Source organism: Aeromicrobium yanjiei (assembly GCF_009649075.1).
Classification (GTDB): Bacteria; Actinomycetota; Actinomycetes; order Propionibacteriales; family Nocardioidaceae; genus Aeromicrobium; species Aeromicrobium yanjiei.
Genome location: NZ_CP045737.1, coordinates 1,311,032 through 1,335,485 on the forward strand (window position 1 = coordinate 1,311,032; position 24,454 = coordinate 1,335,485).

The window sequence follows — 24,454 nt, forward strand, 5'->3', positions numbered from 1 at the left end:
TCAGGATCCCAGCTCGGCCTCGAACGACCCGGCCTGGAGGCGCTGCTTGACCGCCGTCAGGAACCGACCTGCGTCGGCGCCGTCGATGACCCGGTGATCGTAGGTCAGCGCGAGGTAGGCCATGCTCCGCACGGAGATGCTGTCGTTGCCGTGGTCGTCGGTGATGACGACCGGGCGCTTCACGACGGCGCCGACACCCAGGATCGCGACCTGCGGCTGGTTGATGATCGGCGTGTCGAAAAGGGCGCCGTTGCTGCCGAGGTTGGTGATCGAGAACGTCGCACCGGAGAGCTCGTCGGGCGAGATCTTGTTGGTGCGGGTGCGCTCGGCCGAGTCGGCGATCTTGCGGGCCAGCCCGGCGATGGACAGGTCGCCCGCGTCCTTGATCGTCGGGACCAGCAGGCCGCGCTCGGTGTCGACCGCGATGCCGAGGTGCTCGCCGGCCGGGTACGTGATCGTGCCCGCCTCGAGGTCCAGCGCCGAGTTGAGCTGCGGGTAGGACTTCAGCGCCTCGACCGCGGCCTTGGCGAAGAAGGGCAGGAACGTCAGCTTGACGCCCTCGCGCTCGAGGAACGCGTCCTTGTGGCGGGCACGGAGACGTGCGACCTCGGTGACGTCGACCTCGTGGACCTGCGTCAGCTGGGCCGAGGTCTGCAGGGACTCGACGAGGCGGGCCGCGATGATCTTGCGCAGGCGGGTGACCTTCTCGGTCTTGCCACGCAGCTCGGACGGTGCAGCCGCGGGAGCAGCGGCCGGAGCGGAGGCCGCAGGAGCGGCCGGCTCGGCCGGCTTGGACGCGGCAGCAGCGGCGTCGAGCACGTCCTGCTTGCGGATGCGGCCGCCGACGCCGGTGCCGGTGATACCGGCGAGGTCGACGTCGTGCTGCTTGGCCAGCTTGCGAACGATCGGCGTGACGTACGAGTCGCCGTTGCTCTCGGCCGGGGCGGCCGGGGCGGGAGCGGACTCGGGAGCAGCCTGCGTCTCGGGCTGGGCCGGGGTGGGCTCAGGCGCGGCTGCGGGCTCGGGCTCGGGTGTCGGCTCGGGCTCGGGCTCGGGCGTCGGCTCGGGAGCCGGCGGCGGCGGGGGAGCCTGCTCCTTCTTCGGCTCGGGCTTCTTCGGCTCGGGTGCGGACGCGGGTGCGTCGCCCTCGGCACCGATCACGGCGAGCACGGCACCGACCTCGACGGTCTCGTCCTCCTCGGCGCGGATCTCGAGCAGCTTGCCGGCCACGGGCGAGGGGATCTCGGTGTCGACCTTGTCGGTCGAGATCTCCAGGAGCGGCTCGTCGACCGCGACGTCGTCCCCGACGGCCTTGAGCCACTGGGTGACCGTGCCCTCGGTGACGCTCTCGCCGAGTGCAGGCAGGGTCACCTCGGTGCCGCCGCCGGATGCAGGCGCGGTCTCAGCCTGGGGTGCAGCGGCCGTCTCGGCCACGTCGTGGGCCTGCTCGGCGCTGTCGTCGGGGGTGACGGTGCGCTCCTCGGCCTCGGGCGCCGGCTCGGGTGCCTCGGCCGCAGGCTCCTCGGAGCCCTCGGACTCGGGGGCGGGGTCGCCTCCGGCGCTCTCACCCTCCTCACCGATGATCGCGAGGACCGCACCGACCTCGACCGTGTCGTCCTCCTCGGCCTTGATCTCGAGCAGGACGCCCGCGACGGGGGAGGGGATCTCGGTGTCGACCTTGTCGGTCGAGATCTCCAGGAGCGGCTCGTCGACGGCGACGGTGTCGCCGACGGACTTCAGCCATTGCGTGACTGTGCCCTCGGTGACGCTTTCACCAAGAGCGGGAAGGGTGACAGACGTGGCCATGATGTCCTCTGGATCTCGGTCAGGCGTGGGAGTGGAGCGGTTTGCCGGCGAGGGCGAGCGCAGCTTCGCCGAGCGCCTCGTTCTGGGTGGGGTGAGCGTGGATGAACTGCGCGACGTCCTCGGGGTAGGCCTCCCAGTTCACGATCAGCGAGGCCTCACCGACCTGCTCGCCGTAGCGGGCGCCGATCATGTGGACACCGACGATCGGCCCGTCCTTCTCGCGGACGAGCTTGATGCTGCCCGTCGTGCCGAGGATCTGGGACTTGCCGTTGCCGCCGAGGCTGTACTCGACCGTCTCGACGCCGTCGTCGCCGAACTTCTCCCGGGCCTGGGGCTCGGTGATGCCGACCGACGCGATCTCGGGGTCGCAGTACGTCACGCGGGGGATGCCGGCGTCGATGACGGGCTGCGGGTTGAGGCCCGCGATCTCCTCGGCGACGAAGATGCCGTGGGCGAAGCCGCGGTGCGCGAGCTGCAGGCCGGGGACGAGGTCACCGACCGCGAACACGCCGTCGACGTTGGTCGCGAGGCGCTCGTTGGTGGGCACCCAGCCGCGGTCGACCGTGATGCCGGCCTCCTCGTAGCCCATGCCGGCGGAGTTGGGACCGCGGCCGACAGCGACGAGCACCAGGTCGGTGTCGATCGTGGTGCCGTCCTCGAGGGTCACGGTCACGCCGTTCTCGGTCTGCTTGACCGAGTCGAACTTGACGCCGGTCTTGAAGTTGATCTTGCGCTTGCGGAACGCGCGCTCGAGCTGCTTGCTCAGCGAGGGGTCCTCCAGCGGGACGAGCGTCGGCAGGCCCTCGATGATCGTGACGTCGGCGCCGAAGGACTTCCACACGGACGCGAACTCGACGCCGATGACGCTGCCGCCGATGATGACGACCCGCTCAGGGACCTCGGACATCTTCAGCGCCTCGGTCGAGGTGATGACCCGTCCGCCGATCTCCAGGCCGAGGGTGCGGGAGACCGAACCGGTGGCCAGGACGACGTTGGTGCCGGTGTAGCGCTCGCCGTTGACCTCGACGGTCTTGGGGTCGACCAGCTTGCCCTCACCCTCGACGACCGTGATGCCGCCGGACTTGATGAGGCCCTGCAGGCCCTTGTAGAGACGGTCGATGACGCCGTCCTTGTAGGAGTTGACCGCCGCCATGTCGATGCCCTCGAAGGTCGACTTCACGCCGAACTTGGCGCCTTCGCGGGCGCCGTCGGCGACCTCGGCCGCGTGCAGCATGGCCTTGGTCGGGATGCAGCCCCAGTGCAGGCAGGTGCCGCCGAGCTTGGACTTCTCGATGAGGGCCACAGACTTGCCCAGCTGGACGGCGCGGAGCGCGCAGGCGTAGCCGCCACTTCCGCCGCCGAGAATTACGATGTCGAAGTTGTTGCCGGCGACGTCCGCCACGGTGTCCTCCCAAAGACGATGTGCATCCACATCTTGTCACTCAAGGCAAGAACTGTGCCACTGGGGTTCGACGGGCGGCGCCCGGCGATCGGGCACACTTGTCGCATGGGAATTTTCCGTGGCCGGAAGGCCAGGACCGCCGGCGGGGCGTCGGTGTCCGACCGCAACGCGAGCCGGGCCGACCTCGAGGCGTTGCGCGAGTTCGCCGCCACCCGGCGCGGCGTGGAGGCATGGATCGAGCCACAGACCGCGGTCACGCAGGCGACGCTGCTCCTCGTCGCGGACGACGGTGAGTCGATCCGGCGCCGGGTGGCCTCACCGCAGGCCGGTCACGACTTCGCCCGTAAGAAGCTCCAGGTGCCGGTCTACGACTCCAACCTCGTCCCGATCCCGTCCCGCAAGCGCGAGTACGACCTGCGCAAGGCCAGGGCCTCCTCGACGTCCTCCACGTCGTCGACCACGACCACTGCTCCCGTCGCGAAGACCCAGACGCCCCGCGAGCTGCGCGCGATCATGACGCTGGAGTCGATCGCGGGATCGGACCCGTTGCCGAGCAACCCGTCCTTCGACGACCTGATGCGCGTCTACCGCAAGGCCCGCAAGCAGGCCCACCCCGACCGCCTCGGCGGTCAGCGCGAGAAGTGGGACACCGTCGAGGACGCCGCCCGCGCCCTCGGCCTGCCGGACTGACCCCCGCCCCGATTTGCGCCCTCCTGCACGCTTTCGCGTGCGGATTCGGTGCAGGAGTCCGCACATCTGGGCGGGTTGCGGGGGAGGGCTAGTGCCAGCCCTGCGGGTCCACGCCGCCGGGGATCTCGACGGCGTGGTCGTACGGGGTGCGGGTGAACACGAAGCTGGCCAGGACGAGGCGCGCGGGGCGCCCCTGCTCGTCCCGCTCGACCGCCAGCGGCTCGCCGCGGTAGTAGCCCTCGAGCCCCGTCCAGCGGTCCCCGTCCCGGGTGAACCGGGCGCCCCGGCCCTGACCCGGCTCGCCGAGGCGCAGCCCGCCGTCGGCACCGAGTGCCAGCGTGAACTCGTACGTGCCCCAGTACCAAGGACCCACGAGATCGAGGGCGTCCGCCTGTGAGGCATCCGCGTGCCACGGCTTCGGCGCGACAGGCTCGCGGTCGCGGACGATCTCCAGCAGATCCGTCGTGGCCGTGCTCAGCCCGCTGGTGGCGTTCGTCATGAGGACGACGCCGTCACCGGTCTCCAGCTCGACGCGCAGGCCCGCGAGGAATCCGGGCATCGACCCGCCGTGGCCGGCGTACCGGCGTCCCTCCGCGTTCCACATCTGCCACCCGAGTCCGTGCGCGCCGCCCCAGGTCGCACCTGGGACGTCGTTGACCGCCACGGGTCGCAGCATCTCCCGGAGCGTGGACTCCGCGAGGACGTCGTGGACACGGCCCGCGAGGAACGCCGCCCACGTCGCCAGGTCGTCGGCGGTGGACCACAGCTGCCCTGCGGGCGACATCGCGCCCGCATCGTGCTCGGGCTCGACGTGCAGCAGGTCCGCGAGCGGGTGGACCGCGAGGCCCGGCGCAGCTGCCCAGGTGGGCCGCGGAGTCGTGCGGTGCATGCCGAGGGGCTCAAGGATCTCGTCCCGGACGGCGTCCTGCCACGGGCGACCCCGCAGGCGGGCGACGAGCTCGCCCAGCACGCCATAGCCGAGGTTGGAGTAGTGGAACACGGTGCCCGGGGTGAAGCGCAGCGCGGTCCCGGACGCGAGCAGCTCGTCCCAGCTGCCGCCGGGTGTTCGCTCCCACCAGTCGCCGTCGGTCTCGGACTGCAGACCCGACGTGTGGGTGAGCAGCTGGGCGATCGTCACCTGTCCGAAGGGGACCTCGGGCAGGTACGTCCCGATGGTGTCGCCGATCGCCAGCAGGCCCTCGTCGCGCAGCCGCATGACCTCCACGGCCACGAACGTCTTGGAGATCGAGCCGATCCGGTACTGGGTGTCCGTCGTCGCCGGCTCTCCTCCCGCGCGGCCGTCCACCGCGCCGACGGCGCCGCTCCACGCGATCTCACCGGACCGGACGACGGCGGCCGCGACCGAGGGCAGGCGCCGCTCCGACTGCTCCTTGGCCAGTCGCCGGTCGAGAGCGGCGGTGGTCGCGACGTCGAACGTCATCGAGCCCCGGCCAGCTCCGTCGCGAGCCGCACGAGCGTCCGCACGCCGGTGCCGGTGCCGCCCACGGGGGTGTAGTCGAAGGCGCTGCCCTCGTTGAACGACGGACCCGCGATGTCCAGGTGCGCCCAGGGCACATCGCCCACGAACTCCCGCAGGAACGCCGCCGCGAACAGCGTGCCGCCGTACGGCTTGGGGTTGTGCTGGCGCAGGTCGCCGATGCTGGAGGACGTCACGACGCCCTTCATCTCCTCGGTGATCGGCAGTCGCCACATGGACTCGCCGGCGTCCCGGGACACGGCCAGCACGGTCTCGGAGAACTCCTCGTCGTTGCCCAGGATGCCAGTCGTGTGCTGGCCGAGCGCGACCATGCACGCGCCGGTCAGGGTCGCGACGTCGACGATGTGGTCGGGTGCGGTCTCGGCCGCGAGCGAGAGGCCGTCGGCCAGGACGAGGCGGCCCTCGGCATCGGTGTTGTGCACCTCGACGGTCGCCCCGCTGCGCATGCGCAGCACGTCACCGGGCCGGGTGGCCCGGCCGCTCGGCATGTTCTCGGCGACGCACGCGTAGGCGGTGACCTTGATCGGCAGGCCGAGGCGTGCGATCGCGACGGTCGCGGCGACGACGGCGGCCGCGCCGGCCATGTCGAGCTTCATGGTCTGCATCGAGGCGCCGGGCTTGATCGAGAGTCCTCCCGAGTCGAACGTGATGCCCTTGCCCACGAGCGCCAGGTGCGAGACGGCGTCCTCGGGCTCGTACGACAGGGTCAGCAGACGCGGAGGGCTGTCGGACCCCTGGCCGACGCCGAGGATGCCGCCACACCGCTCCTTCGCGAGCCGCTTCTCGTCCCAGACGGTCACCTTGACGTCGGTGCCCGCGTGCTGCGTGAACGCCTCGACGAGATCGGCAGGTCGCTTGTCGCCCGGCGGGGTGTTGACCCAGTCGCGCGCGGCGTTGACCGCGGCCGCGACGGTGGCGGCGCGCTCGAGCGCCCGGGTCGCGGTGCCTTGACGGGCGAAGGGGGTCAGGATGGCCGCCGAGGTGACCTCGCGAGCCTTCTTGTCGTTCTTCTTCGTCTTGTACGCCTCGTAGCGGTACGTGCCGAGCTCGATCCCCTCGGCGATGGCCTCGACCTCGTCGACGCCGGCCGGGTGGAGGGCGACCGCGACACTGGTCGCGTTCTTCGCGGCGCGTACGCCGTTGGCGGCGGCGCGGCGCAGGTCCTCGGCGGTGGGCTCGGCGGGCAGCGCGACCGCCACCACGACCGGCGCCTTGGCCAGTCCGCCCGACGGGAATCTCACGGTCTGGCCCTTCTCGCCGGAGAACCCCATCAGGTCGAGGGCCTCGGCGAGCTCGCCCTTGTCGTCGTCGTTGCGGATCCCGAGGACCAGGACGTCGGCGCGGGCGGTGGTCGGCTTCGATGTGCTGAGGGTGACGGTGGGCATGCCAGCCACTCTAAGGTCGCACCGGCGGACGTCGCGAGCCTGCTCTAGGTTGAGGACCATGGATCTGCTGCACTCACCCCTGCACGACCGTCACGTGGCGCTCGGCGCCAAGCTCGCCGAGTTCGGCGGCTGGGACATGCCGCTGGAGTACGCCGGTGGGGGAGTGCTGGCCGAGCACAAGGCGGTCCGTGAGGGGGTCGGCCTGTTCGACGTCAGCCACCTGGGCAAGGCCCTGGTGCGGGGCACGGGCGCGGCCGACTTCGTCAACGCGTGCTTCACGAACGACCTGAGGCGCATCCGGCCCGGCAAGGCGCAGTACACGCTGTGCTGCGACGAGGACGGTGGCACGGTCGACGACCTCATCGCCTACCTGCGCAGCGACTTCGAGGTGTTCCTGATCCCCAACGCGGCCAACACCGCGGCGGTCGTGGCCCGTGTTCGGGACGCTGCGCCGGAGGGCATCGAGGTCACCGACCTGCACCGCGACTACGCGATCCTCGCGATCCAGGGCCCGTCCAGCGACGAGGTGCTGCAGGCGCTCGACCTGCCGGTCGACCACGACTACATGTCGTTCGCGGATGCCCGCATCGCCGACCACGACATCACGGTCTGCCGCACGGGCTACACCGGCGAGCGCGGCTACGAGCTCGTGGTCCCGGCCGGATCGGCCACCTCGGTGTGGGACGCCGTGATGGCCGCCGGCGAGGCGTACGGCATCCGCGCCTGCGGACTGGGCGCCCGTGACACCCTGCGCACCGAGATGGGCTACCCCCTGCACGGTCACGAGCTGTCGGCCGAGATCAGCCCGGTCATGGCCCGCGCGGGCTGGGCCGTCGGATGGGACAAGGAGACGTTCTGGGGCAAGGCGGCGCTCGAGCGCCAGCGCGCCGAGAAGACGGTCCCCACGCTGCGCGGTCTGCTCGCGCAGGGACGCGGCATCCCGCGTCCCGGCATGCGCGTGGCCGATGCGGAGGGCAGCGAGCTCGGAGAGGTCACGTCGGGCACGTTCTCGCCGACCCTGCGTCAGGGCATCGCACTTGCGCTCCTCGACCCCGCCGTCGAGGATGGCGCGACAGTGGTCGTGGACGTGCGCGGCCGCTCCGAGGCGTTCACGGTGACCAAGCCGCCGTTCGTGCAACCGTCGACGAAGGAGTCATGACCATGGCGTGGACCTGGACGTTCGAGAGCTCGACGGGCGAGGTGACCGGTCGCTCCGAGGAGTTCGACAACCGCGGCGACGCCGAGTCGTGGGTCGGCGAGGCGTTCGGCGAGCTCCTCGAGCAGGGCATCGATCAGGTGCGCCTGTTCGATGGCGAGAGCGAGATCTACGGACCGATGTCGCTGCACGCCGAGAACAACTGAGCGGGGACCCGCCAGACGGGCTCAGCGGTAGTTGGTGCCGAGCTTCTCGCGGCGCGCGACCTGCGGCTTGGGCAGACGGAAGCGGCGCAGCTGCGTGCTGCGCAGCACCGCGTACATCACCGAGCCCTTGACCGACTCGGGCCCGAACCGGGCCTTGAGCTCCCTGCGGAGACCGCGGGTCATGATGACCTCGTCGATGACGGTCGCGACGATGATGGCGGGGTAGGCGACCGCCGTGAGCACCGAGGTGAGCGCGGTGCTGTCGCTGCCGACCGCGAACAGGACCAGCAGGACGACCAGGATCGGGAGCAGGAACTCCGCGACGTTGTAGCGGCGGTCGACCCAGTCGCGGGAGAAGCGGCGGACCGGTCCCTGCTCGCGAGCCGGCAGATAGCGCTCGTCGCCGCTCTTGAGGGCCTCGCGCTGCTTGAGACGGACCTGCTCGCGTGCGGCCGCGTCCCGCTTGCGCTGCTCCTTGCGGGACATCGGGGTCTTCATCTGCTTCTTGCGAGCGGCTTCGGCCTCCTTGCGCGTGGGTGTCGCGCGGCCCTTGCCTGCTTCTGTCTCGTCTACCACCCTCGCAACCCTACCCGTACGCTTGTGAGCATGAGCATCGGTCAACGCGTCACCCGTTGGTGGAGATCGCGCCGCGCGGACAGTGACGACCCCGGGGCACTGAAGGACAGGCTGGACGAGACCTACCGCAACCAGACGGCCCTGCTCCGGCAGGTGCGCCGTGGTGTCGCGGACGTCGCGACGAGCCGCAAGCGCGTCGAGCTGCAGCTCGCGTCGATCGCCCAGCAGGCGTCCCAGCTCGACGACCAGGCCCGTCAGGCGGTCGACCAGGGCAATGACGACGTGGCTCGCGCGTTCCTGACGCGCAAGGTGATGCTGGAGAAGACGGCCGCCGACCTCGAGGAGCGTCGCGCCAGCCTGAAGGCCGAGGAGGACAAGCTCGAGCTCGCGGCCATGAAGGTCGAGCAGGAGGTCGAGGGCTTCCGGGTCCGCAAGGACACCCTCGCCGCCCGGCACACCGCGGCCTCGGCGCGCGCAGAGATCAACAGCGCGACGACCGGGATCGGCTCGGCCGTGAGCGACGTCAACCAGGCGATGGAGTCGGCCGAGCGGCGTACGCGCGAGCTCGAGGCCCAGTCGGACGCAGTCGACGAGCTCGTCGCGGAGGGCATCGTGACCAAGGCGGGGGAGTCTCCCGACGACGCGCTGCGCCGCCAGTTCGACGCTGCGCTCGACGACGCCGAGGTCGACCGGCAGCTCGACCAGATCACGCACCGGAAGGACGACAGTGGCACGCACCCGATTTCGGAGTGACCGCGGACTGACCCTGCGGATGGGCGGTGTCAGCCTCGGGCTGGGCGCGCTCTACATCCTGTTCGCGGCGGTGCTGTACTCCTTCACGGACCTCGGCGTCCTCGCCCTCGTGATCGTCCTCGCGCTCGCGTGGGGCCAGTGGTACTTCTCGGACACGCTCGCGCTCAAGTCGATGAACGCCCAGGTCGTCGAGCCGCAGCAGGCGCCCGAGCTGCACGCGATGATCGATCGCCTGTGCGCGCTGGCCGACATGCCCAAGCCGCGGGTCGCGGTGGCCGTCACCGACATGCCCAACGCGTTCGCGACCGGACGCTCGCCCCGGCACTCGTCGGTCTGCGTCACGACCGGCATCATGCAGCGGCTGGACGCCGACGAGCTCGAGGGCGTCCTCGCGCACGAGCTGTCCCACGTCGCCAACCGCGATGTCACCGTCATGACCGTCGCGTCGTCGATCGGCCTGCTCGCGGGGTTCATCACCCGGTGGGGCCTGTACGCGGGCAACATCTTCGGCAGCCGTGACAACAGGAACAGCGGCGCGGTCTTCGCGGTCGTGTTCCTCGTCAGCATGCTGGTGTACGCGCTCAGCTTCGTGCTGACCCGGTCGCTGTCGCGCTACCGCGAGCTCAGCGCGGACCGCAGCGGGGCGTACATGACCGGCCGCCCGTCCAAGCTGTCGTCGGCGCTGGTCAAGATCTCCGGAGAGATGGCCAGGATCCCCAACCGGGACCTGCGCGAGAGCCAGGCCATCAGCGCGTTCTTCTTCGCGCCGGCGATCAACCGTCAGTCGGTCGGGGCGATGTTCTCGACCCACCCGCCGCTGCAGCAGCGCCTGGACCAGCTGGCCCAGGTCAGCGCAGAGCTCTCCGAGCAGGGCTAGTCTCGGCGCGTGGGAATCTTCGACTCGATCCTCGGCCGCAGCAAGCCGCCGCCGGCCGACCTGGACGTGCTGTTCGCCGTCCCCCAAGCTGTCATCTCGTTGCAGACGCAGGGCTTCACCCCGACAGGCTCGGGATCGGTCTGCTTCCGCGACGTCGAGGGCACCGCCGACGACCAGGTCATGGCCGAGGCCGAGCAGCTCATCACGTCGAGCGTCGGCTCCACGGTCACGCGCTCGGAGGACCGGTTCGGCTTCCACTGGTTGACCGTCACCCGCGCCGACGGCGACATCTCCGGCCTGGTGACCGACCTGCACGCAGTCAACTCCTCACTCGTGGACGCGGGCTTCGGCTCGTCCCTGCTGTGCTCGACGGTCGTCTTCACGACGCCGGCCGGCAAGCCGTACGGGCTGGTCTACCTCTACAAGCAGGGCACGTTCTACCCGTTCGCGCCCGACACCGGCGAGCGTCGCGACAACGCGGTGGAGCTGCAGACCCGTGGCCTGATCGCCGACGACGTCCCCGTCGAGCCCGATCTCAGCAAGTGGCTCGCGATCTGGGGCGCGCCCGGTCTGGGCTGATGCCCGGGCGGCCGAGAGGCTAGATTGGACGGGTGAGCTTCGACGAACTGACCCGTGACCAGATCCAGGCCATCCTCGACGAGCAGACGGCCAAACATCGCGCGCTCAAGGACAGCGGGCTCAAGCTCGACCTGACGCGCGGCAAGCCGTCGCCCGCCCAGCTGGACCTGTCCAACGAGCTGCTCCACCTGCCCGGTGACGACTTCACCGATGCGCAGGGCACCGACACCCGCAACTACGGCGGGCTGACCGGTCTGCTCGAGCTGCGCGAGATCTTCGCGCCCATCATGCAGGTGCCGGTCGAGCAGGTCGTCGCAGGAGACAACGCGAGCCTTGCGATCATGCACGACAACCTCGTCTTCGCCCTCTTCCACGGCGTCCCGGGCTCCGAGCAGCCGTGGGGAGTGGAGGAGTCGGTCAAGTTCGTGTGCCCCGTGCCCGGCTACGACCGTCACTTCGCCCTGCTCGAGGAGTACGGCATCGAGATGATCCCGGTCGCGCTCAACGACGACGGTCCCGACATGGAGGCCGTCCGCGAGGTGGTCAAGGATCCCGCGGTCAAGGGCATGTGGCTCGTCCCGACCTACGGCAACCCGACCGGCTCGGTCGTCAGCGAGGCCGTCGCCGCCGAGCTCGCGGCCCTCGACACCGCGGCCCCCGACTTCCGCATCTTCTGGGACAACGCCTACGCGGTGCACCACCTGACCCCGGAGCGGACCAAGACCGCCGACATCCTCGGCCTCTGCGTCGCGTCCGGGCACCCGGACCGCGCGGTGATCTTCGCCTCGACGTCCAAGATCACCTTCGCGGGTGCGGGAGTCTCGTTCCTCGGCAGCTCCGCGGACAACATCCGCTGGTACCTCAGCCACCTCGGCAAGCGCACGATCGGCCCCGACAAGGTCAACCAGCTGCGGCACGCTCGCTACCTCGGCAGCACCGACGGCGTGCACGCGTTGATGGACCGCCACCGCGAGATCCTCGCGCCCAAGTTCGAGGCGGTCGTGCGCATCCTGCGCGAGCGGCTGGGCGACTACGGCGTGGCGTCGTGGACCGAGCCCAAGGGTGGCTACTTCGTGAGCCTCGACGTCGTCGACGGCACCGCGAGCCGGGTGGTGGAGCTCACCCGTGAGGCAGGGGTCGCGATGACCCCGGCCGGCGCCGCCTTCCCGTACGGCGACGACCCGCGTGACCGCAACATCCGCATCGCGCCGTCGTACCCGTCGCCCGACGAGCTCGCGGTCGCGATCGACGTCCTCGCAACGAGCGTGCTGATCGCCGCTGCCGAGCAGGCGCTCGCCTAGCGCATGAGGGTGCTCGTGGCGCCCGACGCCTTCGGCGGCACGCTGTCGGCGCCCGAGGCGGCCCGCGCGATCGCCGAGGGGTGGCACCGTCACGCGCCGGACGACGTGCTGACGGTCGCCGCGATGTCGGACGGCGGCCCGGGGTTCGTCGACGTGCTGCACGCCGCGCTCGGGGGCGAGCTCGCGGTGGTGACGGTGCGCGGCCCCGTCGGGACCGAGGTGCCGGTGACGGTGCTGCACGCTGACGGCACGGCCTACGTCGAGAGCGCCCAGGCATGTGGGCTGCACCTCCTGGACCCCCTCGACCCGCTGCACGCCTCGACGTACGGCGTGGGCCAGGTCGTCGCGGAGGCAGTCGCCGCCGGTGCCGGTCGCGTCGTCGTGGGGCTCGGCGGCAGCGCGACCAACGACGGGGGAGCAGGCTTGCTGGCCGCCCTCGGGGCCACCGCCGACGTCCCCCTGGACGCGGGACCGGATGCGCTGGCGGGCGTGACCCGGGTCGACGTGACGGCGGCCCGGGAACGCCTCGCCGGCGTCGATCTCGTGATCGCGTCCGACGTGGATCTCGCACTGCTCGGGATGTTCGGGGCCACGAAGACGTTCGGCCCGCAGAAGGGGCTCACGGAGGAGCAGATCCTGCGCGTCGACGGGATTCTTGACGGTTTCGTCGGTGCGGTCTGCGGGCCGACCCCCGCCGAGCGAAGGGTCGCGGACGCCAAGGGGGCCGGCGCCGCCGGTGGGCTCGGCTTCGCGCTCATGCTGCTGGGCGGCTCGGTGGTCTCGGGCATCGACCTCGTGGCGGAGGCGGTCGGGCTGACCCGTCAGGCCGTCGACCACGACCTCGTCGTGACGGGGGAGGGCACGTACGACTTCTCGTCGCGCGCGGGCAAGGTGGTCTTCGGTGTCGCGTCCGTCGCCCGCGAGGCCGCGCGGCCCTGCATCGTCCTGGCCGGGCAGGTGCAGGTGGGATCGCGCGAGATGCGCGCGATGGGGGTCGAGTCGGCGTACGCGGTCGCCGAGCGCGTCGGTGTCGAGGCGTCGATGAGCAAGCCGTACGCCCACCTGGCCGATCTCTCGGCCCGTGTGGCCCGGACGTGGTCGCCCCGATCTCAGGCGTGACGGCGTACGATGGAATGGAATCGTCGCGTCGTAGGTTGACCAGGGCGACGAGTCCACCAGACCAGATCCATGGGGAGTACGCATGACAGTCGAGACCGACCAGACCGCCGGAGAGACCAAGACCGGTGTGAGCCTGTCCGAGGGCGCCGCGTCCAAGGTTGCCAGCCTGCTCGCCCAGGAGGGCCGCGACGACCTGGCCCTGCGCATCGCGGTGCAGCCGGGTGGCTGCTCGGGCCTGCGCTACCAGCTGTTCTTCGACGAGCGTTCGCTCGACGGCGACCAGATCTTCGCCTTCGGCGGCGTCAACGTCGTCGTCGACCGCATGAGCCTGCCGTACCTCGGCGGCGCGACGATCGACTTCGTCGACACGATCGAGAAGCAGGGCTTCACGATCGACAACCCCGCGGCCACCGGTTCGTGCGCCTGCGGCGACTCGTTCCACTGAGCCCAGTCAGCCGGGCATGACCCGGACGTGTGTCACACGACGCCCTCCTGCAGACGCAGGAGGGCGTTGACTATTGTGTGGGGGTGCACCTCGCCATCACCGGTTCGATCGCCACTGACCACCTCATGACCTTCCCGGGCAAGTTCGCCGATTCACTCGTGCCGGACCAGCTCGACAAGATCTCGCTGTCGTTCCTCGTGGAGGACCTCGACGTCCGCCGCGGCGGGTGCGCCGCGAACATCTCCTTCGCGCTCGCCCAGCTGGGCCACCGCTCCCTCCTCGTCGGCTCCGTCGGGCGCGACTTCGACATCGAGTACCGCGGCTGGCTCGAGGAGGCGGGCGTCGACACCTCGGGCGTCCGTGTCTCCGAGACGCGCCACACGGCCCGCTTCGTCTGCACGACCGACGCCGATCTGGCGCAGTTCGCGGCGTTCTACGCCGGAGCGATGTCCGAGTCCCGCGACATCGACCTGTTCGCCCTCGGCAGTGACTTCGACCTGGTGCTCATCGGTCCCGACGACCCCGAGGGCATGCTGCGCCACACGCGCGCGTGCCGCGAGAAGGGCGTCCCGTTCGCCGCGGACGTCTCCCAGCAGCTCGCGTGGGCCGACGGTGACGTCATCCGCGACCTGATCGACGGCGCCGCGTACCTGTTCAGCAACGACTACGAGGCCGCCCTCATCGAGCAGAAGACGGGCTGGTCCACCGCGGACGTGCGCGCGCACGTCGGCACGCAGGTCATCACCCGCGGCAAGCACGGCGCGTCGGTCTTCCCCGAGGGCGGCGACGTCATCGAGGTCGGCGCGATCGAGGGCGTCGTGGCCGTCGACCCGACCGGGGTCGGCGACAGCTTCCGCGCAGGCTTCCTGGCCGGCGTCGCCGCGGGCCTCGACTTCGAGCGCTCGGCCCAGATCGGCTGCACGATCGCCGCGAGCGTCGTGGAGACCAAGGGCACGCAGGAGTACGTCCTGGAGCGCGAGGGATTCCTCAAGCGCATCGGCACGGCGTACGGCGAGATCGCCCGCGCCGACATCGACGCAGCCCTCTCGCTCGCATGAGTGCATACCGCACCGGGTCGGCGCGACGGACGCCTACCTCAGCGCGGCGACGCAGGGTCGCTGGGTTAGAGTTCTTGAAGTCATCAAATGACAATCATGGTTCAGAAAGGCGCCTCGTGGGTCGGATGAAATGGGCGGTTCTCGTAGGGGCCGCCGTCGTAATGAGTGGCTGCTCCCCGGACAGCGACTCAGATCTCCAGCGCCTCGCGCTCCCCAAGGGAAGCACCGATCGCACTGATGACATCTGGGAGCTGTGGCTGGGAGCCTGGATCGCGGTCCTGGTCGTCTTCCTGGTGGTCTTCGGGCTCATCATCTACTCGGCGATCCGCTACCGCCGTCGTCACGACGACGAGATCCCGCCGCAGATCCGCTACAACCTGCCGATCGAGGCGCTCTACACGTTCGCGCCGGTCGTCATCGTCGCAGTGTTCTTCTTCCACACCGTCACGTCGCAGAACCGGGTGCTGGAGCGGGTCGACGAGCCCGACCACACGATCGAGGTCGTCGGCAGCAAGTGGCAGTGGGCGTTCAACTACATGGACGAGGAGGCCGCCGACAACGAGGCAGTCTTCGACATCGGCACACCGCAGCAGCCCGCCGAGCTCTGGCTCCCGGTCGACGAGTCGGTCCGGTTCGAGCTCAAGTCGCCCGACGTCGTGCACTCGTTCTGGATCCCCGAGTTCTACTTCAAGCTGGACGTCGTCCCCGGCAAGATCAACAGCTTCGACCTCTCGCCGACGCGCGAGGGGACGTTCACGGGCCGTTGCGCCGAGCTGTGCGGTGTCTACCACTCGCGCATGATCTTCAAGGTCAACGTGGTGTCGCGGGCCGACTACGACAAGCACATCGCTGAGCTCAAGGCCGATGGGCAGATCGGGGCCCCCGTGGGCTCCAAGGAAGCCGACAACATCGCCGGCGTCAAGGGCAAGGACAAGACCGGCCGCGTGGACGAGGTCCAGAGCGGTGCTGGTGACTACAAGGACGGAGCTGGCGACTGATGGCCACCGCAACATTCGACGATGCGTCGACACAGTTGAGGGCGGGGGTGCGCGAGCGCACCCTGGGCCAGAAGATCGTGACGGTGCTGACGACGACCGATCACAAGATCATCGGCAACATGTACCTCATCACGTCGTTCGCCTTCTTCATCATCGGCGGCATCCTGGCGCTGCTGATCCGCGCCGAGCTCGCCCAGCCGGGCACCCAGCTGGTCGACGACGAGACGTACAACCAGCTGTTCACGATGCACGGCACGATCATGCTGCTGATGTTCGCGACGCCGCTGTTCTTCGGTTTCGGCAACGCCATCATGCCCCTGCAGATCGGTGCGCCCGACGTTGCGTTCCCGCGCCTCAACATGTTCAGCTACTGGCTGTACCTGTTCGGCAGCACGATCGTCGTCTCGGGCTTCTTCGTCCCCGGCGGAGCCGCCAGCTTCGGCTGGTTCGCGTACGCCCCGCTGAGCGACGCGGTCAACTCACCAGGCGTCGGCGGTGACCTGTGGGTCATGGGCCTGTGGATGTCGGGCCTCGGCACGATCCTCGGTGCGGTCAACTTCATCACCACGATCTTCACGATGCGCGCACCGGGCATGACCATGTTCCGCATGCCGATCTTCGTGTGGAACACGCTGGTCACCGGCATGCTCGTGATCATCGCGTTCCCGATCTTCGCGGCCGCGCTGCTCGCCCTCGAGGCCGATCGTCGCCTCGGCGCCAACGTGTTCGACCCCGCCAACGGCGGCCCGATCCTGTGGCAGCACCTGTTCTGGTTCTTCGGGCACCCCGAGGTCTACATCATCGCGCTGCCGTTCTTCGGCATCGTGACCGAGATCCTCCCGGTGTTCGCACGCAAGCCGATCTTCGGCTACGTCGGCCTGGTCGGCGCGACCCTCATGATCGCGGCCCTGTCGGTCGCGGTGTGGGCGCACCACATGTTCGTCACCGGATCGGTCGATCTCGCGTTCTTCTCCTTCATGACGTTCTTGATCGCGGTGCCGACAGGAGTGAAGTTCTTCAACTGGATCGGCACGTTGTGGGGCGGATCTCTGTCCTTCGACACCCCGCTGATCTTCTCGCTGGGCTTCCTCACGACCTTCCTGTTCGGTGGTCTGACCGGCGTCATCCTGGCCTCGCCGACGCTGGACTTCCAGCTGTCCGACAGCTACTTCGTGGTGGCGCACTTCCACTACGTGGTCTTCGGCACGGTGGTGTTCGCGATGTTCGCGGGCTTCTACTACTGGTGGCCCAAGTTCACCGGGCGCATGCTCGACGAGAAGCTCGGCAAGATCCACTTCTGGCTGCTGTTCATCGGCTTCCACCTGACGTTCCTCGTGCAGCACTGGCTGGGCGTCGAGGGCTTCCCGCGCCGCTACGCCGACTACGCACCCGGGGACGGCTTCACGACGCTCAACGAGATCTCCTCGATCGGTGCCTTCCTGCTGGGCGCCTCGACGCTGCCGTTCTTCTACAACGTGTGGAAGTCGCGCAAGTCGCCGCTCGTGGGCCTCGACGACCCGTGGGGCTGGGGACGTTCGCTCGAGTGGGCGACATCCTCCCCGCCGCCGCGACACAACTTCACCTCGCTGCCGCGCATCCGTTCCGAGAGCCCCGCGTTCGACCTGCACCACCCAGAGGTCGCCGCACTCGAGCTCGAGGACAACCCGGGCGAGACCTCGGTCTTCGCCGATGCACCGGATGTCAGTGGCAAGCACGGACAGGTAGACGATCGCCGCTCGGGCGATTCGCACGACGAAGAGGGCGGTCACTGATCCATGAAGTCCGAGACTTGGACCATCATCGCGGTCGGGATCTTCTTCGCCCTGATCGCTCCCGTCTACTGGGTCCTGACCAAGGACCCGACCGGCACCACGGCGCTCGTCATGACGATGCTGCTGTGCGTCCTGCTGGGCTTCTACCTCTCCGTGGTCGCCAAGCAGATCCCCGATCGTCCCGAGGACCGCAGCGACGGCGAGATCGCCGACGGTGCCGGTGAGCAGGGCTTCTTCCCGCCCTACAGCTGGTGGCCGCTGTTCTGCGCGCTCGCGCTGGCGGTCGTCGTGCTGGGTGTCGTCATCGGCTGGTGGCTCTTCATCATCGGTGCCGTGATCCTCGCTGCCACGACGTGGGGCTGGGTCTTCGAGTACTACCGCGGCATCCACGCGCACTGAGTCACGTACGCGACTGAGTCACACTCGTCAGTCGGCGGAGCTCTTCACCACACCCTCTAAACTGGGGTGGTGATGAAGCTCCGTCGACTGACTGCTGCCCTGGGTACTGCTGCCCTGCTCTGTGTGGCCGGCTGCTCCGCGGACGGCGTCAAGGACGCCATCACGGGGGAGAAGGACACCCCGCCCGTGCCGGTGACGTTGACACCGAACGTCGAGCAGAAGGCCTCCGACGTCAAGGTCAGCACGCGCGTCAAGGTGCGTGCCGACAACGGCGAGGTGTCGAGCGTCCGGCTGCGCTCGGCCGATGGCAAGACGGAGATCAAGGGACGCACGGGCAGCAACGGGTGGACCGCTGCCGAACGGCTCGAGCCGGGCACGACGTACCAGCTCAAGGCCACCGGCGTGGGCCAGGACGGCACCTACAAGACCGTCCGGCGTACGTTCACGACCCAGCAGCTGACCCTGGCGCAGCAGACCTATCCTTCCGTCGCACCGCTGCAGGGCGAGACCGTGGGCGTCGGGATGCCGGTGATCGTCACGTTCGACGTCCCCGTCAAGAACTGGGCGCTGTTCGAGAAGCACATGTCGGTGACGACCAACAAGGACGTCGAGGGCTCCTGGAACTGGATGAGTGACCGGGAGGCGCACTTCCGTCCTGAGAAGTTCTGGCCGGCCCACACCAAGGTCAAGGTCGACCTGTCCCTCAACAGCCTGCCGGCGGGCAATGGGGTCTACGGCCAGCAGGACCAGAAGGTCGAGTTCGCCGTCGGCAAGAAGGCCGTGTCGATCGTCAACGTCGCGAGGCACCGGCTGACGTACACGGTCGACGGCAAGGCCATCCGCAAGATCCCCGTCACGACGGGCGATGACGGCCACCGCACGCGTGAGGGCATCAAGGTCGTCATGGAGAAGTTCGACTCCGTCGACATGGATGCCGCGACCACCGGTGTGGACTCCGAGGACCCCGGCTACTACAACATCTCCGACGTGCGCTGGGCGATGCGTGTCACCAACTCCGGTGAGTTCCTGCACGCCGCCCCCTGGTCGGTCGGTGCACAGGGCAACGCCAACGTCAGCCACGGGTGCACGGGCATGAGCACCGCCAACGCGAAGTGGCTCTACGACCGCTCCCGTCGTGGAGACGTCATCAAGTACGTCAACAGCCCCCGCGGGCTCGAGGACCAGAACGGCTGGACCGACTGGAACGTCCCGTGGGACAAGTGGAAGCAGGGCTCCGCCCTCCAGGCCGACGGCACCGGCGCCTAGCGCCCGCGAGTCACGTACAACCGCTGACGAGTCACGTACGGCGACCGACGAGTCACGTACGGAGACCGACGAGTCACGTACGGCGACCGACGAGTCACGTACGGCGACCGACGAGTCACGTACGGCCGCCCAGGAACCGCGGAGAGTGAACCGCCTGTGTGACATGGCCTGACCGTTTCGCGCGTTCGAACCGCTCCAGTCCTTTCACGATTCGCTGTGCGTGACTCGTCGACGCTTCTAGGTGACTCGCGAGCGTTCGTGCGTGACTCGTCAGCGACCGTAGGTGACTCGTCGGCGGCCGTAGGTGACTCGTCAGCGTCCGTACGTGACTCGTCGGCGGATGGGCGGGTGCGGGGGAGGGGAGGGGAGAGAAGGCGGGGGGAAGGTGGGGACAAGACGAGGCCCCCACCAGTGGCTTCTGGTGGGGGCCTCGAGGGTCGTACAGGCGATCAGTGGACCCGGGGGACACCCGTCTCCGACACGCCCTGGAACTCGTCGCCCAGCTCGACGGGGTGACCGTCGTGGTGAGCCAGGTGCTCCTCGGCGTGGTGCACGTCCTCGACCGTCGGCTTGTCGACGACGCCGTGGTAGTAGCGCTTGTGCAGCCAGGCCTGCAGCTTGGCCTTGCGACCGTGCGGAGCCGCGACACCGTTCTTGTCCGTCTCGGCCGGAGCCTCGATGGCAGGACGACGATCGCGAGCCGTGAGCGTGTACTGGTCGCCGACCGGCAGGGGAGCGTGGCGCTCCGAGAAGCCGCCGTCAGGCGACCGCTCGATGACACCGGTCTCGTAGCCGTGCAGGATCCGGTTGGCGTCGGCGCGCTGCAGCCCGATGCAGATGCGCTTGGTGATCATGAAGCAGATGACCGGCAGCACGAAGAAGCCGATGCGCACGAACCAGGTGATCGCGTTGAGGCTGAGGTGGAACTGCGTCGCGATGATGTCGTTGCCACCACCGATCCACAGGACGCCGTACGCAGCCATGGCGGCGACGATGAACGACGTGCGGAACGGCGCGTTGCGCGGACGCTCCAGCAGGTGGTGCTCACGCTTGTCGCCCGTGATCCACTGCTCCACGAACGGCCACATGATGCCCACGATGATGAACAGCGTCGGCAGGATCACGCCGGGGATGAACACGTTCCAGCTGAACGTCCAGCCGAAGATGTTGGTCTCCCAGTTCGGGAACACGCGGACGGCACCCTCGACGAAGCCCATGTACCAGTCAGGCTGCGATCCGGCCGTGACCTCGGACGGGTTGTACGGACCGTACGCCCAGATCGGGTTGATCTGGATCAGGGCACCCATCAGGGCCAGGAAGCCGAAGACGACGAAGAAGAATCCGCCCGCCTTGGCCGCGTAGACCGGGAGCATCGGGTAACCGACGACGTTCTTCTCGGTACGTCCGGGGCCCGCCCACTGCGTGTGCTTGTGGTAGATCAGCAGCAGCATGTGAGCGCCGATCAGACCCAGCAGGAGCGCAGGGATGAGAAGGATGTGCACCATGTAGAGGCGCGGAATGATGACGTCGCCCGGGAACTCGCCGCCGAAGATGAAGAACTCGAGGTACGAGCCGACCAGCGGGATCGAGCGGACCAGGCCGTCGACGAACCGAAGACCGGTGCCCGAGAGCAGGTCGTCGGGAAGCGAGTAGCCCGCGAAGCCCTCGATGATGCCGAGCAGCAGGAGCCCGATGCCGATGAGCCAGTTGACCTCACGCGGCTTGCGGTACGCACCGGTGAACATGACGCGCAGCATGTGCACCATCATCGCGGCGACGAACAGGGCGGCGGCCCAGTGGTGGATCTGCCGCATGAGCAGTCCGCCACGGATGTCGAACGAGATGTCGAGCGTGGACTTGTACGCGCTGGACATCTCCAGGCCGTTGAACGGCATGTACGAGCCCGTGTACTCGACCTCGGTCATGCTCGGCTGGTACCAGAACGTCAGGAAGACGCCGGTCAGCAGCAGGACGACGAAGCTCCACAGTGCGATCTCGCCCAGCATGAAGGACCAGTGCTCGGGGAAGACCTTGCGGAGGTTCTTCTTCGCGACGCCGGCCAGACCGAGACGGTCATCGAGCCAGCCGACGGGACCGGCGGCTTTCTTGCCGACCCCAGTTTCCTGGATCGGTGTGTATTCCTGCTCGGTGGTGCTCATGCCTTATCATCCAACTTCTTCTGGTCCCGCGCGAGTTCGGGGTAGCTCGGTCCGACGATCTCGGGGAAGTCGCTCATGGCGATGATGTAGCCCTCGTCATCCAGTCCGAGCGGCAGCTGCGGCAGGGGGCGGTGGGCCGGGCCGAAGATGACCTTGCCGTTGTCAGCCAGGTCGAACGTCGACTGGTGGCACGGGCAGAGAAGGTGGTGCGTCTGCTGCTCCCACAGGCTGATCGGGCAACCGACGTGCGTGCAGATCTTGGAGTAGCACAGGATGCCGTCGATGCCCCAGTTCTCGCGACCCTTCGAGGGCGTGATGTCCTCGGGACGCATGCGGACGACGATGATGGCCGCCTTGGACTTGACCGCCAGGAGCTCCTCACCGTGCAGCACCGGGTGACCCTCGTCGTCGACCTCGTAGACGATCGCGGGCTCACCGTTGACGAGCTGGCCCACCTCGAGGTCGGACGGCTTGATCGGCGTGCCGGTCACGTCGTTGACCAGGCGCATGCCCTTCTTCCAGACCGTGGTGCTCTGGCCGAAGGGGAGGGGGCCGAGGTCGCGGAGCAGGAAGAGCGTGGGCAGGCCCAGTGCGCCCATCGCGCCGAGCAGGCTGTTGCGGATCATCGGGCGGCGGCCGAAGCCGGACTCGTTGATGCCGTCGTTGATGTCCTTCATGACCGCGACGCGGTCCTCCTCGGAGGACGCGGACGGGTGACGCATCTCGACCATCTCGTGGTCGCCCATGAGCTTCTTGGCCCACTGGATGATGCCGACGCCCATGAGCAGCATCGCGCCGCCCAGCGTCACGCCGAAGGTGAAGTTCTGTGCGGACCAGCCGAGGAACGTGGAGTCCTCGTCGATCGCGACGTAGCCGACGCAGAAGCCGATCAGCAGGATGGTCGCGAGCACGAACATGGCCGAGATCTGGCGCTCGGTACGACGGGCCTGGGACTCGTCGACGTCCTGCGGGCGGTACAGGTGCTCGGGCAGACCCGGGTCCCTGATGGGCTCGGTGTCCGGCTGGGTCTCCAGCTCGTCGCTCATGACTTCTTCACCCTTGCTCCGTGTGCGCCGATCCAGATGGCCGCGATGACCAGTCCGCCGATGCCGATCACCCAGATGAACAGACCGTCCACGACGGGGCCGAGACCACCGCCGCCCAGGCCGCCGTAGTTGGGCTGACCCTCGACTTCCTTGACGTACGCGATGATGTTGCGCTTGTCCTCGGGAGTGATGACGTCGTCGGAGAACACCGGCATCTGCTGCGGGCCGGTGATCATGGCCTCGGCGATGTGCGTGGCCGTGACGTTCTTCAGCGAGGGGGCGTAGCGGCCGTCGGGCAGGGCGCCACCGGCACCCACCGAGTTGTGGCACGCCGTGCAGTTGGAGCGGAACAGCTCTCCACCCTCACGGATGTCTTCCGCCTTGGCGGCGTCGACGTCGGTGTACTCCTTGCCGGGGATGGCCGGGCCGGGCCCGAGCGAGGCGACGTACGCAGCCAGCTGACGAGTCTCCTCGGCGTTGTACTCCGGCTTCTTGCGCGGGGCCTGCGGCGCCATCTGCGCCAGCGGCATGCGACCCGTGCCGACCTGGAAGTCGACCGAGGCAGCGCCGACACCGATCAGCGAGGGTCCGTAGACGCCGCCGCGCTTGGTGTCGATGCCGGTGCCGTTGACACCGTGGCAGCTCGCGCAGCCGATGAGGAACAGCTCGCGGCCGGCCTCGACATCGTTGGTCGTGGCTGTCTCCGCAGTGGCAGCCTTCGGCGCGACCGCCGCGTAGACGCCCCCGACCGAGAGGAGGGCCATCAGGAGCACGACGAAACCGGCGAGTGGATGCCGGCGTCTCGTGGACAATTTCCGCACCGAGAACCTCATTCCTAAAAGTGGTGCCAGCGTACCTAGCGATACGCCGTCAAGCTGAAGTGGGCCAAGCCTTATTTGATGAGGTAGATCGTGGCGAAGAGCCCGACCCACACGATGTCCACGAAGTGCCAGTAGTAGGACACGACGATGGCGGAGATCGCCTGCTCATGGGTGAACTTGCGGGCCGCGAAGGTGCGACCGATGACAAGCAGGAAGGCGATGAGACCACCGATGACGTGGAGGCCGTGGAAGCCGGTAGCCAGGTAGAACAGGCTGCCGTAGGGGGAGCCGGCGATCGTGATGTTCTCGTGGACGAGCTCGGCGTACTCGAACGCCTGCCCGCCGATGAAGATCGCGCCCATGATGTACGTCAGCACGAACCACTCGCGCATGCCCCACTTGCCGATCTGCAGGAGCGAGCCGCTGCGACCGGGCTTGCCGCGCTCGGCGGCGAAGACACCGAACTGGCAGGTCACCGACGACAGCACGAGGATCGTCGTGTTGGCGGTGGCGAACGGGACGTTCAGCAGCTCTGTCGACTGCTCCCAGAGCTGGGGAGAGATGTTGCGGATCGTGAAGTACGCGGCGAACAGTCCCGCGAAGAACATGAGCTCGCTCGAGAGCCAGACGATCGTCCCGACGGTCACCATCGAGGGACGGCCTTCTTGGCCGTGAAGTCGGGATGCAGGAATCACTGATGTAGTCGCCACCCCCTCATTATGTACGATCGACTCGTGAGCGAGCACAAGCCCCTACGTGTCCTGGTCTACAGCGACGATCGAGACGTCCGGAGCGCTGTGCTGTCAGCCCTCGGGTCCCGGCCGCATCCGGATCTTCCGCCCTTCGAGTACGTCGAGTGCGCCACCGAGCCGGTCGTCTTCCAGCACCTCGACGCGGGTGGGATCGACCTGGTGATCCTGGACGGGGAGGCCGCCCCCGCGGGTGGTCTCGGCATCGCCCGTCAGATGAAGGACGAGATCTTCCAGGCGCCTCCCGTGCTCGTCCTGACCGGACGCCCGCAGGACGCCTGGCTCGCCACCTGGTCGCGCGCCGACGCGGCGCTCGCGCACCCGATCGAGCCGATCCGACTGGCCGAGGTCGTCATCGATCTCGCCCGCGGCGTCCTGCAGCCCGGCTGAGGG

The 24,454-nt window shown here is 68.7% G+C and carries 24 protein-coding genes; 15 read left to right on the forward strand and 9 right to left on the reverse strand.

What is annotated here, in order from left to right:
* Positions 1–1,806, reverse strand: coding sequence for a 2-oxoglutarate dehydrogenase, E2 component, dihydrolipoamide succinyltransferase (gene sucB, locus GEV26_RS06615; RefSeq protein WP_153652332.1), 1,806 nt, complete (start codon positions 1,804–1,806; stop codon positions 1–3).
* 19 nt (positions 1,807–1,825) lie between these two features.
* Positions 1,826–3,208, reverse strand: coding sequence for a dihydrolipoyl dehydrogenase (gene lpdA, locus GEV26_RS06620; protein ID WP_153652333.1), 1,383 nt, complete (start codon positions 3,206–3,208; stop codon positions 1,826–1,828).
* A gap of 105 nt (positions 3,209–3,313) precedes the next feature.
* On the opposite strand from lpdA, the gene GEV26_RS17970 reads away from it, so the two are divergent.
* Positions 3,314–3,898, forward strand: coding sequence for a hypothetical protein (locus GEV26_RS17970; RefSeq protein WP_208430841.1), 585 nt, complete (start codon positions 3,314–3,316; stop codon positions 3,896–3,898).
* A gap of 88 nt (positions 3,899–3,986) precedes the next feature.
* On the opposite strand, the gene GEV26_RS06630 is transcribed toward GEV26_RS17970, so the two are convergent.
* Both GEV26_RS06630 and GEV26_RS06635 read right to left on the reverse strand, forming a co-directional pair.
* The gene (locus GEV26_RS06630; RefSeq protein ID WP_153652334.1) at positions 3,987–5,339 is read right to left on the reverse strand and encodes a serine hydrolase domain-containing protein; all 1,353 of its coding nucleotides are present in this window, start codon (positions 5,337–5,339) and stop codon (positions 3,987–3,989) included.
* Positions 5,336–6,781, reverse strand: coding sequence for a leucyl aminopeptidase (locus GEV26_RS06635; protein WP_153652335.1), 1,446 nt, complete (start codon positions 6,779–6,781; stop codon positions 5,336–5,338). The genes GEV26_RS06630 and GEV26_RS06635 overlap by 4 nt, the downstream gene beginning before the upstream one ends.
* Before the next feature lie 58 nt (positions 6,782–6,839).
* Between GEV26_RS06635 and gcvT the strand changes: the two genes are divergently transcribed.
* Both gcvT and GEV26_RS06645 read left to right on the forward strand, forming a co-directional pair.
* Positions 6,840–7,940 carry a glycine cleavage system aminomethyltransferase GcvT gene (gene gcvT / locus GEV26_RS06640; protein WP_243838978.1) on the forward strand — a complete coding sequence of 367 codons (1,101 nt, stop codon included), beginning with the start codon at positions 6,840–6,842 and terminating at the stop codon, positions 7,938–7,940.
* A 2-nt stretch (positions 7,941–7,942) separates the two neighbouring features.
* Positions 7,943–8,143: a hypothetical protein gene (locus GEV26_RS06645; RefSeq protein ID WP_194839986.1), complete on the forward strand. Its 201-nt coding sequence runs from the start codon at positions 7,943–7,945 to the stop codon at positions 8,141–8,143.
* Between the two features lie 21 nt (positions 8,144–8,164).
* Here the strand turns inward: GEV26_RS06645 and GEV26_RS06650 are convergent, their stop codons facing one another.
* A complete protein-coding gene (locus GEV26_RS06650) occupies positions 8,165–8,719 on the reverse strand; it encodes a DUF3043 domain-containing protein (RefSeq protein WP_153652337.1) in 555 nt (184 codons plus the stop codon).
* Between the two features lie 30 nt (positions 8,720–8,749).
* On the opposite strand from GEV26_RS06650, the gene GEV26_RS06655 reads away from it, so the two are divergent.
* The 11 genes from GEV26_RS06655 to GEV26_RS06705 all read left to right on the forward strand — a co-directional run bounded on the left by GEV26_RS06655 (position 8,750) and on the right by GEV26_RS06705 (position 19,286).
* Positions 8,750–9,472: a PspA/IM30 family protein gene (locus GEV26_RS06655; protein WP_153652338.1), complete on the forward strand. Its 723-nt coding sequence runs from the start codon at positions 8,750–8,752 to the stop codon at positions 9,470–9,472.
* Positions 9,447–10,349: a zinc metalloprotease HtpX gene (gene htpX, locus GEV26_RS06660; protein ID WP_153652339.1), complete on the forward strand. Its 903-nt coding sequence runs from the start codon at positions 9,447–9,449 to the stop codon at positions 10,347–10,349. Before GEV26_RS06655 ends, htpX begins: the two co-directional genes overlap by 26 nt.
* Before the next feature lie 9 nt (positions 10,350–10,358).
* On the forward strand, positions 10,359–10,928 hold the full coding sequence (gene pspAB, locus GEV26_RS06665) for a PspA-associated protein PspAB (protein WP_153652340.1): 570 nt from the start codon (positions 10,359–10,361) through the stop codon (positions 10,926–10,928).
* A 32-nt stretch (positions 10,929–10,960) separates the two neighbouring features.
* Positions 10,961–12,229: an aspartate aminotransferase type Ic gene (locus GEV26_RS06670; protein WP_194839987.1), complete on the forward strand. Its 1,269-nt coding sequence runs from the start codon at positions 10,961–10,963 to the stop codon at positions 12,227–12,229.
* Between the two features lie 3 nt (positions 12,230–12,232).
* A complete protein-coding gene (locus GEV26_RS06675) occupies positions 12,233–13,348 on the forward strand; it encodes a glycerate kinase family protein (RefSeq protein WP_153652341.1) in 1,116 nt (371 codons plus the stop codon).
* Positions 13,349–13,430: 82 nt separating this feature from the next.
* Positions 13,431–13,793 (forward strand): HesB/IscA family protein, encoded by a 363-nt coding sequence (locus tag GEV26_RS06680; RefSeq protein ID WP_153652342.1) that lies wholly within the window; start codon positions 13,431–13,433, stop codon positions 13,791–13,793.
* Positions 13,794–13,876: 83 nt separating this feature from the next.
* Complete coding sequence (locus GEV26_RS06685) at positions 13,877–14,851, forward strand: carbohydrate kinase family protein (protein WP_153652343.1); 975 nt, start codon at positions 13,877–13,879, stop codon at positions 14,849–14,851.
* Positions 14,852–14,976: 125 nt separating this feature from the next.
* Complete coding sequence (gene ctaC / locus GEV26_RS06690; protein WP_153654994.1) at positions 14,977–15,849, forward strand: aa3-type cytochrome oxidase subunit II; 873 nt, start codon at positions 14,977–14,979, stop codon at positions 15,847–15,849.
* Positions 15,849–17,621, forward strand: coding sequence for an aa3-type cytochrome oxidase subunit I (ctaD, locus tag GEV26_RS06695; protein ID WP_153652344.1), 1,773 nt, complete (start codon positions 15,849–15,851; stop codon positions 17,619–17,621). Before ctaC ends, ctaD begins: the two co-directional genes overlap by 1 nt.
* A gap of 3 nt (positions 17,622–17,624) precedes the next feature.
* Positions 17,625–18,020 carry a cytochrome c oxidase subunit 4 gene (locus GEV26_RS06700; RefSeq protein ID WP_153652345.1) on the forward strand — a complete coding sequence of 132 codons (396 nt, stop codon included), beginning with the start codon at positions 17,625–17,627 and terminating at the stop codon, positions 18,018–18,020.
* A gap of 72 nt (positions 18,021–18,092) precedes the next feature.
* Positions 18,093–19,286: a L,D-transpeptidase gene (locus GEV26_RS06705; RefSeq protein ID WP_243839046.1), complete on the forward strand. Its 1,194-nt coding sequence runs from the start codon at positions 18,093–18,095 to the stop codon at positions 19,284–19,286.
* Positions 19,287–19,735: 449 nt separating this feature from the next.
* On the opposite strand, the gene qcrB is transcribed toward GEV26_RS06705, so the two are convergent.
* From qcrB to ctaE, 4 genes are all read right to left on the reverse strand, one after another.
* Entirely contained in the window at positions 19,736–21,445 is a 1,710-nt protein-coding gene (qcrB, locus tag GEV26_RS06710; RefSeq protein WP_153652347.1) for a cytochrome bc1 complex cytochrome b subunit, read from the reverse strand.
* Entirely contained in the window at positions 21,442–22,491 is a 1,050-nt protein-coding gene (gene qcrA / locus GEV26_RS06715; RefSeq protein ID WP_153652348.1) for a cytochrome bc1 complex Rieske iron-sulfur subunit, read from the reverse strand. The genes qcrB and qcrA overlap by 4 nt, the downstream gene beginning before the upstream one ends.
* Positions 22,488–23,312: a cytochrome bc1 complex diheme cytochrome c subunit gene (qcrC, locus tag GEV26_RS06720; RefSeq protein ID WP_153652349.1), complete on the reverse strand. Its 825-nt coding sequence runs from the start codon at positions 23,310–23,312 to the stop codon at positions 22,488–22,490. The genes qcrA and qcrC overlap by 4 nt, the downstream gene beginning before the upstream one ends.
* 71 nt (positions 23,313–23,383) lie before the next feature.
* Positions 23,384–24,058 (reverse strand): aa3-type cytochrome oxidase subunit III, encoded by a 675-nt coding sequence (gene ctaE, locus GEV26_RS06725; RefSeq protein ID WP_481726171.1) that lies wholly within the window; start codon positions 24,056–24,058, stop codon positions 23,384–23,386.
* Here ctaE and GEV26_RS06730 point away from each other — a divergent pair.
* On the forward strand, positions 24,047–24,451 hold the full coding sequence (locus GEV26_RS06730) for a response regulator (protein WP_153652351.1): 405 nt from the start codon (positions 24,047–24,049) through the stop codon (positions 24,449–24,451). The genes ctaE and GEV26_RS06730 overlap by 12 nt on opposite strands.
* Positions 24,452–24,454: the final 3 nt, after the last annotated feature.

What these genes read in the sequence shown, in the direction of transcription:
- ctaC (WP_153654994.1), top strand. Translation starts at nt 14,977, where the DNA reads ATGAAATGGGCGGTTCTCGTAGGGGCCGCCGTCGTAATGAGTGGCTGC.
- GEV26_RS06705 (WP_243839046.1), top strand. Translation starts at nt 18,093, where the DNA reads ATGAAGCTCCGTCGACTGACTGCTGCCCTGGGTACTGCTGCCCTGCTC.
- gcvT (WP_243838978.1), top strand. Translation starts at nt 6,840, where the DNA reads ATGGATCTGCTGCACTCACCCCTGCACGACCGTCACGTGGCGCTCGGC.
- GEV26_RS06700 (WP_153652345.1), top strand. Translation starts at nt 17,625, where the DNA reads ATGAAGTCCGAGACTTGGACCATCATCGCGGTCGGGATCTTCTTCGCC.
- ctaD (WP_153652344.1), top strand. Translation starts at nt 15,849, where the DNA reads ATGGCCACCGCAACATTCGACGATGCGTCGACACAGTTGAGGGCGGGG.
- GEV26_RS06635 (WP_153652335.1), bottom strand. Translation starts at nt 6,781, where the DNA reads ATGCCCACCGTCACCCTCAGCACATCGAAGCCGACCACCGCCCGCGCC.
- GEV26_RS17970 (WP_208430841.1), top strand. Translation starts at nt 3,314, where the DNA reads ATGGGAATTTTCCGTGGCCGGAAGGCCAGGACCGCCGGCGGGGCGTCG.
- GEV26_RS06655 (WP_153652338.1), top strand. Translation starts at nt 8,750, where the DNA reads ATGAGCATCGGTCAACGCGTCACCCGTTGGTGGAGATCGCGCCGCGCG.
- GEV26_RS06680 (WP_153652342.1), top strand. Translation starts at nt 13,431, where the DNA reads ATGACAGTCGAGACCGACCAGACCGCCGGAGAGACCAAGACCGGTGTG.
- GEV26_RS06675 (WP_153652341.1), top strand. Translation starts at nt 12,233, where the DNA reads ATGAGGGTGCTCGTGGCGCCCGACGCCTTCGGCGGCACGCTGTCGGCG.
- qcrB (WP_153652347.1), bottom strand. Translation starts at nt 21,445, where the DNA reads ATGAGCACCACCGAGCAGGAATACACACCGATCCAGGAAACTGGGGTC.
- GEV26_RS06630 (WP_153652334.1), bottom strand. Translation starts at nt 5,339, where the DNA reads ATGACGTTCGACGTCGCGACCACCGCCGCTCTCGACCGGCGACTGGCC.
- qcrA (WP_153652348.1), bottom strand. Translation starts at nt 22,491, where the DNA reads ATGAGCGACGAGCTGGAGACCCAGCCGGACACCGAGCCCATCAGGGAC.
- GEV26_RS06645 (WP_194839986.1), top strand. Translation starts at nt 7,943, where the DNA reads ATGGCGTGGACCTGGACGTTCGAGAGCTCGACGGGCGAGGTGACCGGT.
- sucB (WP_153652332.1), bottom strand. Translation starts at nt 1,806, where the DNA reads ATGGCCACGTCTGTCACCCTTCCCGCTCTTGGTGAAAGCGTCACCGAG.